General features: G+C 58.6%; 12 protein-coding genes and 1 tRNA gene. 3 read left to right on the top strand and 10 right to left on the bottom strand.

Translation table 11 applies throughout. The features are described 5' to 3' along the window. Positions 1–9 precede the first annotated feature (9 nt). Positions 10–312, top strand: a complete 303-nt coding sequence (locus ACSMDR_RS11120; RefSeq protein WP_436468311.1) for a c-type cytochrome — start codon at positions 10–12, stop codon at positions 310–312. Between the two features lie 17 nt (positions 313–329). Here the strand turns inward: ACSMDR_RS11120 and recQ are convergent, their stop codons facing one another. Then, positions 330–2,165, bottom strand: coding sequence for an ATP-dependent DNA helicase RecQ (gene recQ / locus ACSMDR_RS11115; protein WP_436468310.1), 1,836 nt, complete (start codon positions 2,163–2,165; stop codon positions 330–332). Between the two features lie 124 nt (positions 2,166–2,289). On the opposite strand from recQ, the gene ACSMDR_RS11110 reads away from it, so the two are divergent. Both ACSMDR_RS11110 and ACSMDR_RS11105 read left to right on the top strand, forming a co-directional pair. Further along, positions 2,290–2,754 (top strand): thioesterase family protein, encoded by a 465-nt coding sequence (locus ACSMDR_RS11110; protein WP_005890632.1) that lies wholly within the window; start codon positions 2,290–2,292, stop codon positions 2,752–2,754. Positions 2,755–2,874: 120 nt separating this feature from the next. Next, a complete protein-coding gene (locus ACSMDR_RS11105) occupies positions 2,875–3,402 on the top strand; it encodes an AbiTii domain-containing protein (protein WP_436468309.1) in 528 nt (175 codons plus the stop codon). A 248-nt stretch (positions 3,403–3,650) separates the two neighbouring features. Here the strand turns inward: ACSMDR_RS11105 and ACSMDR_RS11100 are convergent. From ACSMDR_RS11100 to ACSMDR_RS11060, 9 genes are all read right to left on the bottom strand, one after another. Continuing rightward, a tRNA-Pro gene (locus tag ACSMDR_RS11100) sits at positions 3,651–3,727 on the bottom strand. A gap of 167 nt (positions 3,728–3,894) precedes the next feature. Then, entirely contained in the window at positions 3,895–4,602 is a 708-nt protein-coding gene (locus tag ACSMDR_RS11095; RefSeq protein WP_436468308.1) for an MOSC domain-containing protein, read from the bottom strand. 43 nt (positions 4,603–4,645) lie between these two features. After that, a complete protein-coding gene (locus ACSMDR_RS11090) occupies positions 4,646–5,488 on the bottom strand; it encodes an ABC transporter permease subunit (RefSeq protein ID WP_005890628.1) in 843 nt (280 codons plus the stop codon). Then, entirely contained in the window at positions 5,485–6,390 is a 906-nt protein-coding gene (locus tag ACSMDR_RS11085; RefSeq protein ID WP_005890627.1) for an ABC transporter permease subunit, read from the bottom strand. The genes ACSMDR_RS11090 and ACSMDR_RS11085 overlap by 4 nt, the downstream gene beginning before the upstream one ends. Beyond that, positions 6,387–7,541 (bottom strand): polyamine ABC transporter ATP-binding protein, encoded by a 1,155-nt coding sequence (potA, locus tag ACSMDR_RS11080; RefSeq protein ID WP_436468307.1) that lies wholly within the window; start codon positions 7,539–7,541, stop codon positions 6,387–6,389. Before potA ends, ACSMDR_RS11085 begins: the two co-directional genes overlap by 4 nt. Before the next feature lie 78 nt (positions 7,542–7,619). Then, entirely contained in the window at positions 7,620–8,681 is a 1,062-nt protein-coding gene (locus ACSMDR_RS11075; protein WP_436469310.1) for a polyamine ABC transporter substrate-binding protein, read from the bottom strand. Between the two features lie 134 nt (positions 8,682–8,815). Further along, positions 8,816–9,913: an extracellular solute-binding protein gene (locus tag ACSMDR_RS11070; RefSeq protein WP_005890622.1), complete on the bottom strand. Its 1,098-nt coding sequence runs from the start codon at positions 9,911–9,913 to the stop codon at positions 8,816–8,818. A gap of 53 nt (positions 9,914–9,966) precedes the next feature. Then, positions 9,967–11,325, bottom strand: coding sequence for an aspartate aminotransferase family protein (locus ACSMDR_RS11065; RefSeq protein ID WP_436468306.1), 1,359 nt, complete (start codon positions 11,323–11,325; stop codon positions 9,967–9,969). 67 nt (positions 11,326–11,392) lie between these two features. Beyond that, positions 11,393–12,724 carry a glutamine synthetase family protein gene (locus ACSMDR_RS11060; protein ID WP_005890618.1) on the bottom strand — a complete coding sequence of 444 codons (1,332 nt, stop codon included), beginning with the start codon at positions 12,722–12,724 and terminating at the stop codon, positions 11,393–11,395. Positions 12,725–12,824: the final 100 nt, after the last annotated feature.

Genomic DNA, 12,824 nt, shown 5'->3' with positions numbered 1-12,824 from the left:
GAAAAGAAGATGCACAAATGGATATATCTCCTGCCGCTGCTGGCCGCGGCGTGGGGACATCAGGCCAAGGCTGCCGATATCGAGGCGGGCCAGGCGAAGGCGGTGGTATGCGCCGCCTGTCATGGGGTGGCCGGCAAGGCGATGCTCCCCAACTATCCCCATCTGGCTGGCCAGCAGCCCGCCTACTTGCTGAAGCAGCTGAAAGCCTTCAAGGATGGCAGCCGTCAGGAGCCGCTGATGGCCCCCTTCATGGTACCGCTCACCGAGGCCGACATGGAGAACCTGGCAGCCTACTACTCCAGCTTGAGATAACCTGCGACGCCCAGCCCCTATCGCCGGCAATAGTCGATGATGAGGTCCATAAAGGCCTCGCCGAAGCGCTCCAGCTTGCGCTGACCGACGCCATTGACCGCCAGCAGTTCAGCCTCGGTCATCGGCATCAGCTGGGCCATTTCCACCAGCGTGGCATCGTTGAACACCACATAGGGCGGCACCTCCTCCTGCTCGGCGATCTGCTTGCGCAGGCCACGCAACTCCTTGAACAACCGCTTGTCATAGTTGGCGTTGTCGAGCAGACCATTGCGCTTCTCCTTGCGGCTGGAGATTGGCTGCAAGCGGGGCACCGCCAGCGCCAGCTTGACGTCGCCGCGCAGTACGGGGCGAGCAGCCTCGGTCAGCTGCAACACCAGGTTGCAGGTGATGTTCTGAGTCAGCAGCCCCTTGTGGATCAGCTGGCGGATAACGCTCATCCAATATTCGTGGCTCTGATCCCTGCCGATGCCATAAGTCGACAGCTTGTCATGGCCATGGTCCTTGATGCGCTGGTTGAGCGACCCTCTGAGCACCTCGACCACGTAGCCCACACCGAACGCCTGCCCCACCCGCCAGACGCAGGAGAGCGCCTTTTGGGCATCCTCGCTGCCGTCGTAGCTCTGGGGAGGATCCAGGCAGATGTCGCAGTTGCCGCACGGCTTGTCGTTGTACTCGCTGAAATAGTTGAGCAGCACCTGACGACGGCAGGTCTGGGCTTCGGCAAAAGCCGCCATCACATTGAGCTTGTATTGCTCCACCTGCAACTGCTGGGGGTTCTCGATGTTGTCGAGCAGACGACGCACCCGGCCAATGTCGGCGGGGTCATAGAGCAGCAAAGCTTCGGCCGGCGTACCATCGCGCCCGGCCCGGCCCGTCTCCTGGTAGTAGGATTCGATGTTCTTGGGCACATCGTAGTGCACCACGAAGCGCACATTCGGCTTGTCGATGCCCATGCCGAACGCCACCGTCGCCACCACTATCTCGATGTCATCCTTGAGGAAATTTTCCTGGGTGCGCTGGCGCTGTTCCAGAGGCAACCCCGCATGATAAGGCGCCGCCTTGCTGCCATGGCGAACCAGGCGTTCGGCCACCTCCTCCACCCGGTTGCGACTGGAGCAATAGACGATGCCGCAATTGCCCTTCTGACCCTGCACGTAGCGCAGCAGCTGCTCCGCCGCCTTGTATTTCTCCACCAGACTGTAACGGATGTTGGGGCGATCGAAGCTGGCGGTGTGGACGAAGGGGTCCTGCAACTCGAGGCGGTGCAATATGTCGCGCCGGGTCGCCTCATCGGCGGTGGCAGTGAGCGCCACGACGGGAACCTGAGGGAACCACTGCTTGAGACGGCCGAGGGCCGCATACTCAGGGCGAAAATCGTGACCCCACTGGGAGACGCAATGCGCCTCGTCGATGGCGAACAGCCCGAGGGGCTGCTCGGCCAGGCGGTCCATGAATTCGTGCTGCAGCAACCGCTCGGGGGAGACGTAGACTATCTTGATCTCGCCCCGGCGCATGGCGGCAAAATGCTGGATCAGCTCCTCTCGACTCAGGGCCGAGTTGATGTAGGCCGCGGCGACTCCGTTCGCTCGCAGGCTATCGACCTGATCCTTCATCAGGGAGATAAGGGGAGAGACGACCACTCCCAGACCTGGACGCAGCAACGCCGGGATCTGGTAGCAGAGGGATTTGCCACCGCCGGTCGGCTTGAGCACCAGACCGTCCCGTCCCGCGATGATTTGCTCGATGATCTCCAGCTGGCCCGGCCGAAATTGCTGGTAGCCGAATACCGCCTGCAACAGGCTGAGGGGAGTCTCTGGCGGAGAATCGGGCAAGGTATCGGCGATGGCGGTCATGGTCTCTCCTCTGGGGCCGCTATTCTAAAGCAGCGGGCCCCCACAATAAACCTGCCATTGCGGATGTTAATTCCTTGTTGCAGACTGGCTGGAGTTTTTACTCGGCTTGCTCAGGGATGGATCGATGAAAGAGATGATGAAGAAGATGGCGCTCGGTGGCATTGCCAAACTGTTTGCCCAGCAGATGCCATTCAACCAGCTGCTGGGCATCCGGGTGACCCACTACGACTTCGAACGGGTCGAGTTGCGTATCAGCATGGAGGAGAAGCTGGTCGGCAACCCCTTCCACAACATCTTGCATGGCGGCGTCACCGCCAGCCTGCTTGATGTGGCAGGGGGCATGATAGTGGCCGCTTCCTGCCTCGATGAACTGGAGGAGTTCTCCCCCAGCTATCTGAAGGAGCGCTTCTCCCGCCTCGGCACCATAGACCTGCGGGTGGACTATCTGCGCCCTGGCCGGGGCACCGAGTTTATCGCCACCGCCCACATCATCCGATCCGGCAGCAAGGTAGCCGTTGCCCGCATGGAGCTGCACAATGAAGAGGGGACTCATATCGCCTTCGGCACCGGCACTTATCTGGTTGGCTAAACGCCTTGATTGCATAAAAACAGCGCTGCTAATCCATTTTTAATCATTAGATTCCCCTCCCTCTCGTCATCATCGGGTCCATACTGGAAGTCGGGATTGTCATGCAAAAGGGAGAAGGAGATGAGTGCGAGTCTGGCAGTTGCATCACCCAGTGTCTTGTTGCAGCAACTTGAGTCCATGTGCAATGAGGTGCAGACACCCGAGTGTCGCCACTGGCTTGAACAGGAGCTTCTGGGCTATGCCCCGGATGCTCAACTGCCCTGGTACCGCATCGTCCCCTGTCGGCAACGTGGTCACTTTCTGGATCTGAACACAGGACGCTATCTGACTTGCCATATCGGCAGTCAAACGCTATGCCAACGCGATTTGGCCAATGTTCAGTTCATTTATGCCCGCGCCCCTGCCGCCCACTATTTACTGCATCCCAGTTCCGGTATAGAGCCTTGGCCCGACGATCTCAAGGAGCAATACCAAGCCTTGTTGATCCCCGGTCACCTCTGTCTGCAAGCCTGGCACGAGCCCGTTTCTTCGTTGCGGATGCGACTGATGGAAGGCATTGAACACTTCATCAGTGAGTATCCCAAACACGCGGCTCTGCAACCACAACACAGCTTCAAGGCGTTGCAGCACAGCCATTGGCATATCTGAGTGAGCGCCTGACGCGCAAGGAGGGCACCATAGACAAGACCCATAGTGAGCGAGTTAAAATCTGAAAGATCACGGGATCTACCACAGGTCTCACCCAGGGCCACCGAGCGGTGGCCCTACTTTTTCTTCACGCCAGGCAAAGATGAAGGGAGGGTCAGGGTTGCGAGTGCCATACCGAGGGCCAAGTGGAACATTGCCGAATGACAGAATGCGAAAAGGCCGCTCTATTGAGCGGCCTTTTCTAAATATGGTCGGTGTGAGAGGATTCGAACCTCCGACCCCTTCGTCCCGAACGAAGTGCGCTACCAAGCTGCGCTACACACCGATGTCTGCGGGGCAAGAATTTACCTAAAGCCCGCACTAGGCACAAGTCTTTTTTCAGTTAACGTACAAAAAAGCCATGGTTAGCTCAATGATTGCACGATGGGCGTTGTGCGTCATCACCCTGTCCAAACAGGCACATCTCGGTCAGCCGAGTCATCCCAGCAATGCTTATATCACAGGGCGAAACGCTTCCGGCCCCAGTAGACGACGGCGCCAGTCGGCGACAGTGCCATGCTCCAGCCAATGGGCCACATGCTGCCGCCAACCGGGAGACAGTGCCGGAGTCTCGGTGAGCAGCAGCAGATCATCTTCATTGCGCACCTGATTGAACAGTATGTCGGCGCAGCGCTTCACGCTTAAGGCAGGATAGGGGCGATCGACCAGGATCAACTCGGCATCCGGTACTATCACCCCCTCCTCCAACACCCGCAGCAGCCAGCCACAGCGACCACTGAGCTGCATCACCTGGGAGAGCTGGGCATAACCAAACCGCAGGTTGAGCTTGAAGCAGGGAGATCGCGGCTGGCTGATCTGAATGAGAGTCTCACCGAGCCGATAGACATCACCGATGCAGGCATCGGTTTCGGTCAAACCAACCCCGGAGATATTTTCACCGAAGGCAGCCGGTTGCCAGGGAGTATTGGGCTCGGAAAGCGCCATGGCCTGTTGCCAGGTCTGCCACCAGGAATAATGTTCGGCGGGGTAGTAGTGCAGGGCGCGCTCGATGCCGCCGTGATGGCGAGTATCGGTCTGCTCGTCGCCGCTCAGCCCCAGAAAGGAGCAAAAAACGTCGTCCATCACCGCTGACTTGTGGATTGCGCTGACAAGACCGGGAGCCAGCTCGGCACCATGACCACTGAAGAGGGAAATCCGCATTCTCATCCTCCTGATTGACGAGAGAATGCGGATCTTATCAGACTCAGGTCACCGACTGCATCTGCAGCATCTGGGAGATTTCCGCCCGGCGCCGCTTCTCGGCCCGGGCCATCACGAACCAGCTGGTGAAGGTGAAGATGGAGACGGAGAGCAATATCAGGCTCGCCACCGCGTTGATCTCCGGCTTGACCCCCAGGCGCACCGCAGAGAATACCTCCATCGGCAGCGTAGTGGAGCCAGGCCCGGAGACGAAGCTGGCGAGCACCAGGTCATCCAGCGACAGGGCGAACGACATCATGCCACCGGCGGCCAGCGAAGGAGCAATCATGGGGATGGTGATCAGGAAGAACACCTTCCAGGGCTTGGCACCCAGATCCATGGCCGCCTCCTCGATGGAGAGATCCAGCTCCCGCAACCGCGCCGACACCACCACAGCCACGTAAGCAGTACAGAAGGTGGTGTGAGCGATCCAGATGGTCATCATGCCGCGTTCGGCAGGCCAGCCAACCAGCTGGGCCATGGCCACGAACAGCAACAGCAACGACAGACCGGTGATCACTTCAGGCATGACCAGGGGGGCCGTAACCATGCCGCCAAACAGCGTACGCCCCTTGAAGTTGGCAATGCGGGTCAGCACGAAGGCGGCCAGGGTACCCAATGCCACCGCGGCGATGGCGGTGTAGAAGGCGATCTCCAGAGAGCGCATCACGGCCGTCATCAGCTGGGTATTCTCGAGCAGCCCAAAATACCACTTCAGGGACCAGCCTCCCCAGACAGTCACCAACTTGGAGGCGTTGAAGGAGTAGATCACCATGATGAGCATGGGCAGGTAGATAAACAGCAAGCCGAGCACCAGCATCAGGCTAGGAAAATTGATGCGCTTCATGCCTTGCCCTCCAGCTCTTTGGCCTGGTTACGGTTGAACAGAATGATAGGAATGATCAGCACTACCAGCATGACTACGGCCAGGGCCGAGGCTACGGGCCAGTCACGGTTGTTGAAGAACTCCTGCCACATCACCTTGCCGATCATCAGGGTCTCGGGACCGCCGAGCAGTTCGGGGATGACAAACTCGCCCACCACGGGAATGAACACCAGCATGCAGCCGGCAATGATGCCGTTCTTGGAGAGCGGCACAGTGATCTTCCAGAAGCTGTTGACGTCGCTCGAACCCAGGTCGGCAGCGGCTTCCAGCAGACTCATGTCGTGCTTCACCAGGTTGGCGTAGAGCGGCAGGATCATGAAGGGCAGATAGGAGTAAACCACGCCGATATAAACCGCCAGGTTGGTATTGAGGATCTGGATGGGTTCACTGATGAGCCCCATGTTCATCAAGAAACCGTTGAGCAGGCCATTGTTGCTAAGAATGCCCATCCAGGCATAAACCCGGATCAGGATGGCAGTCCAGGTCGGCATCATGATCAACAGCAGCAGTACCGTCTGATTCTCCTTGCTGGCCCGGGCGATGGCATACGCCATGGGGTAGCCAACCAGCAAGCAGATGAGGGTGCTGAAGAACGCCATCTTGAGCGATCCCAGATAGGCCGCCAGATAGAGATCATCATCGCCGAGCAGCACATAGTTGCCCAGATTCAGCAAGATGGTGAGCTGATCATCGGCCCAGCTCACCACGTCTGTGTAAGGAGGTATGGCCACGTCCGCTTCGGCGAAGCTTATCTTCACCACTATGATGAAGGGCAGCAGGAAGAAGAGAAACAGCCAGAAGAAGGGGATGCCGATCACCAGCTGGCGGCCCCCTAACCGCTTGAGTCGTCTCAGTGGGGTCATGATTGCAATACCACGCCGCTGTCATCTTCCCAGTAGAGGAACACCTGGTCATCCCAGGTTGGCCGCTTGCCGTGACGTTCGGCATTGGCGATGAAGGCCTGCACAATTTTGCCCGAGGGCAGCTGGATGTGATAAACGGAATGACCGCCCAGATAGGCGATGTCGTAGACCTCTCCCTTGGTCCAGTTGAAGTCGGGATGCTCGAGCTCGCTTGGCTTCTGACTGCTCATCAGCAGCTTCTCGGGGCGCAGAGCGTAGGAGACTTTCTTGTTCTCGGCGCGCGAGCTGATGCCGTGACCCACATAGATGGGTTGCTCCAGATCCGCACAGGCGATGATGGCATGGTCCTGCTCATCCGCCACCAGCAAGCCATCAAACAGATTGACGTTGCCGATGAACTCACACACCTGCCGACTGACCGGGGTCTCGTAGATGTCTTTCGGGCTGCCAATCTGCTCGATGCAGCCCAGGTGCATGATGGCGATGCGCTCGGCCATGGTCATGGCCTCTTCCTGATCATGGGTCACCATGACGCAGGTCACCCCCACCCGTTCGATGATCTCCACCAGCTCGAGCTGCATTTGAGAGCGTAACTTCTTGTCCAGTGCCCCCATAGGCTCATCGAGCAGCAGCAGCTTGGGGCGTTTTGCCAGAGAGCGGGCCAGGGCGACCCGCTGACGCTGGCCGCCCGAGAGCTGATGGGGTTTGCGCTTGGCATACTGGCTCATCTGCACCAGCTTGAGCATCTCCTCGACCCGGGCGTCAATCTCGGCCTTGGCCAGACCGTCCTGCTTGAGGCCGAAGGCGATGTTCTGGGCCACCGACATGTGCGGGAACAGGGCGTAGGACTGGAACATCATATTGATCGGACGCTCGTAGGGCGGCATGTCGGTGATGTCGACCCCATCGAGGAAGAGCCGCCCCTCAGTTGGGCGCTCGAAGCCTGCCAGCATCCGCAACAGGGTGGATTTCCCCGAGCCGGAACCGCCGAGCAGGGCAAAGATCTCGCCCTTGTTGATGGTCAGCGAGACATTGTCGACCGCCAGGGTCTCATCGAACTGCTTGCTGATCCTGTCTATTTTTACCAGCACCTCTTTGGGTTGCTGGCTGCCCTCGAGGGCTTTCTTATAGGCGCTGGAGGCTATTGCCATTACCACTCACTCCCGACTTGAAATAGTGACCAGAGGGTCAATCCATAAAAACAACTGGCGCCCAAGCGGGCGCCAAGGTTAGGTCCCGGACTTGATTTTGGTCCAACTCCGGGTCATCAGGCGCTGTACTGCGCGGGGATGTGCCTCCTGCACATAGAGCCGCTTCAGCACATCCTGAGGGGGATACACGGACGGGTTGTCACGGACGCTCTCATCCATGAAAGGTCCCGCCTTGGCATTGGGGTTGGCGTAGCCCACATAATCGCTCACCTTGGCTATCGCCTCTGGCGTAAGCAGATAATTGATCAGGGCATGGGCCTCTTTCACATTGCTGGCATCGGTGGGGATCGCCAGCATATCGAACCAGAGGTTGCCGCCCTCCTTGGGAATGCTGTAGGCGATCTTGATGCCCTTGCCCGCCTCTTCGGCCCGAGAGGCCGCCTGCAGCACATCACCCGAGAAACCGGCGGCGACACAGATGTTGCCGTTGGCAAGATCGGAGATGTACTTGGAAGAGTGGAAGTAGGTGACATAGGGACGTACCGCCAGCAACTTCTGCTCCGCCAGTTTGATGTCGGCGGACTCGTGACTGTTGGGATCCTTGCCGAGGTAGTTGAGCACGGCCGGGATCATCTCGTCGGCGGAATCGAGGAAAGCCACACCGCACTGGGTCAGCTTCTTGATGTTTTCCGGCTCGAAGAGCATCGCCCAGGAGTCTATCTTGTCGACCCCCAGTACCTGCTTCACCTTGTCGACGTTATAACCAATGCCATTGGTGCCCCACAGATAAGGGATCGCATACAGGTGACCCGGATCCGCCTTCTCAAGCTGGTGCATCAGAGTCGGTTCCAGATTGACCATGTTGGGGAGCAGGGACTTGTCCAATGTCTGGAAAGCGCCGGCCTTTATCTGTTTGGCGAGGAAATTGTTGGACGGCACCACCAGATCGTAACCGGTGCGCCCTGTCAGCAGCTTGCCTTCCAGGGTTTCGTTGGAATCAAAGACGTCATAGACGGTCTCGATATCTGTCGCCTTCTGGAAGTCACTGAGGGTGGTCTCACCGATATAGTCAGACCAGTTGTAAAAATGCACCACCGGCTGGGCCAGTGCTGCGTTTGCCAACCCCAGTGTCAGGGTCATCGTCATTATCTTGGAAATGTGCACGTCTTAACTCCTTTATGTCCTTGGAAGAGAGGTTCCGCATCCATACGGTCGTCTGCCCACCTGAGTGGGTACCCTCCCGGCCAAACGGCAGACCGGGAGGGGTATTGCGGTTACTTGCCGGACTTTATCTTGGTCCAGCTGCGGGTCATGACACGCTGCACCTTGGCGGGAAGATCCGGGAAGGTGTAGATCTTCGCCAGGGTCTCGTCGCTTGGGTAGATACCCGGATCGTTGCGGATCTCGGCGGAAACCAGGGGCACGGAGGCCTTGTTGCCGCTCGGATAGCTGACCGCATCGGAAACCTTGGCAATCACCTCGGGTTTCATCAGGTAGTTGAGGAACACATGGGCGGACTCGACGTTTTTGGCATCTGCCGGAATGGCCAGCATGTCAAAGAAGCTACCAGCCCCCTCTTTCGGGATGACATAGGTCAGATTGACGCCATTTTTGGCTTCAATCGCCCGGGACTTGGACTGTTGCAAATCACCCGAGTAGCCGACGGCCACACAGATATTGCCGTTGGCCAGATCCGAGATGTACTTGGAGGAGTGGAAATAGGCGGTATAAGGGCGAATGGAGAGGAACAGCTCCTCGGCCTTCTTCAGCTCATTCTTGTCCTGGCTGTCGGGCTTGTAGCCCAGGTATTTCAGCGCGGCTGGCAGCATCTCGGTCGGCGAATCCAAGAAGGAGACGCCGCACTCTTTCAGCTTGGCCATGTTCTCTGGCTTGAACACCAGGTCCCAGGAGTCAACCGGCGCATCCGCACCCAGCGCAGCCTTCACCTTGTCGATGTTGTAGGCGTAGCCGATGGTGCCCCACAGATAAGGGATAGAGTACTGGTTGCCCGGATCGCTCGGCTCCAGAGCCTTGAGCAAAGAGGTGTCCAGATTCTTCCAGTTCGGCAGCTTGGTCTTATCCAGCTTCTGGAATACGCCCGCCTTTATCTGCTTGGCCAGGAAAGGGTTGGACGGCACGACCACATCGTAACCGGAACTCCCTGCCAGCAGCTTGGCTTCCAGCACTTCATTACTGTCGAACACGTCATAAATGACCTTGATGCCCGTCTCTTTCTGGAAGTCTTCCAGGGTGGTAGGCCCTATGTAGTCGCTCCAGTTGTAGACGTGCAGCACCTTGTCATCGGCCATGGCACCGGCACTGAACAGACCCAGCGCCATGGAGGCGGCCAGCATTCCTGTTTTGAAAGACATCATCCTTGTCTCCTAAGCAAATGTATGCGCACGGCAATCGGGCCAGGGCTCGATTAACCTGCCAGCCTCTCTGCCGTCAGATCTAAACTGCGCCTGGCCAAATCGACCAATTCATCAACCTGTTCCTCGGTGATCACCAAGGGGGGCGATATGATCATGGTATCGCCGACAGCCCTCATCACCAAGCCATTGTTAAAGCAGAACTCTCTACAGGTCATACCCGCATTGGCCGAGGCCGGGAAGCGAGCATTTGTCCCCTTGTCCTGCACTATTTCCAGCGCGGCCACCAAGCCCTTGCCCCGGGTTTCCCCGACGATGGGATGATCAGCCAGTTCGCTCCAGCGACGCTGCAAATAGGGGCCGATACTATCATGCACCCGCTTAACTATGCTTTCACTTTGCATAAGCTGGATATTGGCAATGGCCACGGCGCAGGCAACCGGATGACCCGAGTAGGTGAAACCGTGATTGAACTCGCCGCCCTGCTCGATCAATACCTTGGCGACCCTGTCGCCGACCATGACGGCCCCCATGGGCAGGTAGCCCGAAGTGATCCCCTTGGCCAGACACATCAGGTCGGGCTTGATGCCAAATCCCTCACTGGCAAACCAATGGCCGGTCCGGCCAAAGCCGCAAATCACCTCGTCGGCGATGAGCAAGATGCCGTATTTGTCACAGATACGCTGGATCTCGGGCCAGTAGCTGTCCGGTGGAATGATGACGCCCCCGGCGCCCTGAATAGGCTCACCGATGAAGGCCGCCACCTTGTCCACCCCCAGCGCCAGGATCTTCTCTTCCAGTTGGCGAGCCCGTGCCAGCCCAAAGTCATGGGGGCTCATGCCCTGGCCTTCACCGAAGTGATAGGGCTGATCGATATGCACTATGCCCGGGATCGGCAGACCGCCCTGGGCGTGCATGCCAGACATGCCGCCCAGGCTGGCACCGGCCACAGTGGATCCGTGGTAGGCGTTATGGCGGCTGATGATCACCTGCTTGTCCGGTTGCCCCAGGCTCGCCCAATAGTGACGCACCATGCGCAGCACAGTATCGTTGCACTCGGAGCCAGACCCGGTGAAGAAGACGCGATTGAGGTGGGCCGGCGTCACCTCGGCCAGCAGGGTGGCAAGCTGCACCGCAGGCGGGTGGCTGGTCTGGAAGAAGAGGTTGTAATAAGGCAACTGCTGCATCTGCTTGGTGGCCGCGTCCACCAGTTCCTGGCGGCCATAACCCATGTTGACGCACCAGAGACCCGCCATGCCATCGAGGATCTTGTGCCCTTCGGAGTCTTCGAGATAGACCCCTTGCGCCCCGGTGATGATGCGGCTGCCTTTCTGGTTCAGGGCCTGAAAATGGGTAAAGGGGTGCAGATGGTGGCTGGCGTCTTGTTGCTGCCACGCTTTGGTATTCGACATGAATTGCTCCTCGGTTCCTTCGATATGAGCGGGGGAGACCCTGTCGGCCTCCCCTTGATGTGTGGGGTTAGACGTTCAACAGCAGGAATTCACGTTCCCAGCGACTGATCACCCCGAAGTAGGTCTCGTATTCCTTGCGCTTGACCGCAACGAAGGCCTCGACGAAGCGTTCACCCAGCATCTCCTTGATGGGATCGCAATGTTCCAGGTGGCTAAGGGCCTCCTCCAGAGTGCGCGGCAGGCTATAGGGCAAGTCATAGGCGCTGGTCTTCATCTCGGGCAGGGGCATGAGCTTCTCCTGCATGCCGAGAAAACCGCAGGCCAGGGTGGCAGCCAGAGCCAGATAAGGGTTGGCATCGGCACCGGCGAAGCGGTTCTCGACCCGACGCGCATTGGCGTCCGAGTAAGGAACCCGCAGTCCGCAGGTGCGGTTCTCCACCCCCCATTGCACGTTGCGTGGCGCACTCTCACCGAAAGTCAGGCGGCGGTAGGAGTTGACGTTCGGTGCCAGCAGCGCCGTCACGGCCGGCGTGTATTTCTGCAAGCCAGCGATGAAATGCAGGAAGAGTTCGGTGTTGCCGCCATTCTCGGTGCCAAACAGGTTGCGCCCCTCGCTATCAACCAGACTCTGGTGGATATGCATGGCCGAACCCGGCTCGTCGCTCATTGGCTTGGCCATAAAGGTGGCGTAGATGCCGTGGCGGTGCGCGGCCTCACGCATGGTGCGTTTGAACAGGAACACCTGATCGGCCAGCTCGATGGCATCCCCATGGAGGAAGTTGATCTCCATCTGGGCGGCACCGGACTCGTGAACCAGGGTATCCACCTCCAGATTCTGCGCCTCGCAGTAGTCGTACATGTCCTCGAAGATGGGATCGAATTCGTTGACCGCATCGATACTGAATGACTGGCGGGCTGTCTCCGGACGGCCATTGCGGCCAATGGGGGGCACCAGGGGATAGTCAGGATCTTCGTTGCGCTTGACCAGATAGAACTCCAGTTCGGGTGCAACCACGGGTTTCCAGCCCTGCTTGTCGAAGCAGGAGAGCACCCGGCGCAATACCGAACGTGGCGCTATGTCGATCAGGTTGCCGCTGGTGTCGAAACAGTCGTGGATCACCTGCGCGGTGGGCTCCAGCGCCCAGGGCACGAAACGTATGGTGTTGGGGTCGGGGAAGAGGTGCATGTCCCGCTCCAGCGGGTCTATCATGCTGTCGTCATCCGGGTAGTCCCCGGTCACTGTCTGGATGAAAATAACTTCGGGCAGGCGCATGCCACCCTCACGCAGAAACTTGCTGGCCGGAATTATCTTCCCCCGGGCGTTGCCGGTGAAATCCGGTATCAGACATTCCACTTCCGTGATTCGGTTGGCATCCATCCAACCCTTGATACTGTCCATGTTAAACCCCGACTTGACGGTTGCCATTGGCAGGGGTGTCTAATATATGGAACACCCCTGTTGCAGATATGTAATCTCCGACTCCATAAAAGCCCGCCGT

It is taken from the genome of Aeromonas molluscorum (assembly GCF_051376105.1).
GTDB classification, from domain to species: domain Bacteria; phylum Pseudomonadota; class Gammaproteobacteria; order Enterobacterales; family Aeromonadaceae; genus Aeromonas; species Aeromonas molluscorum.
This window is presented reverse-complemented; position numbering and strand designations above follow the sequence as displayed.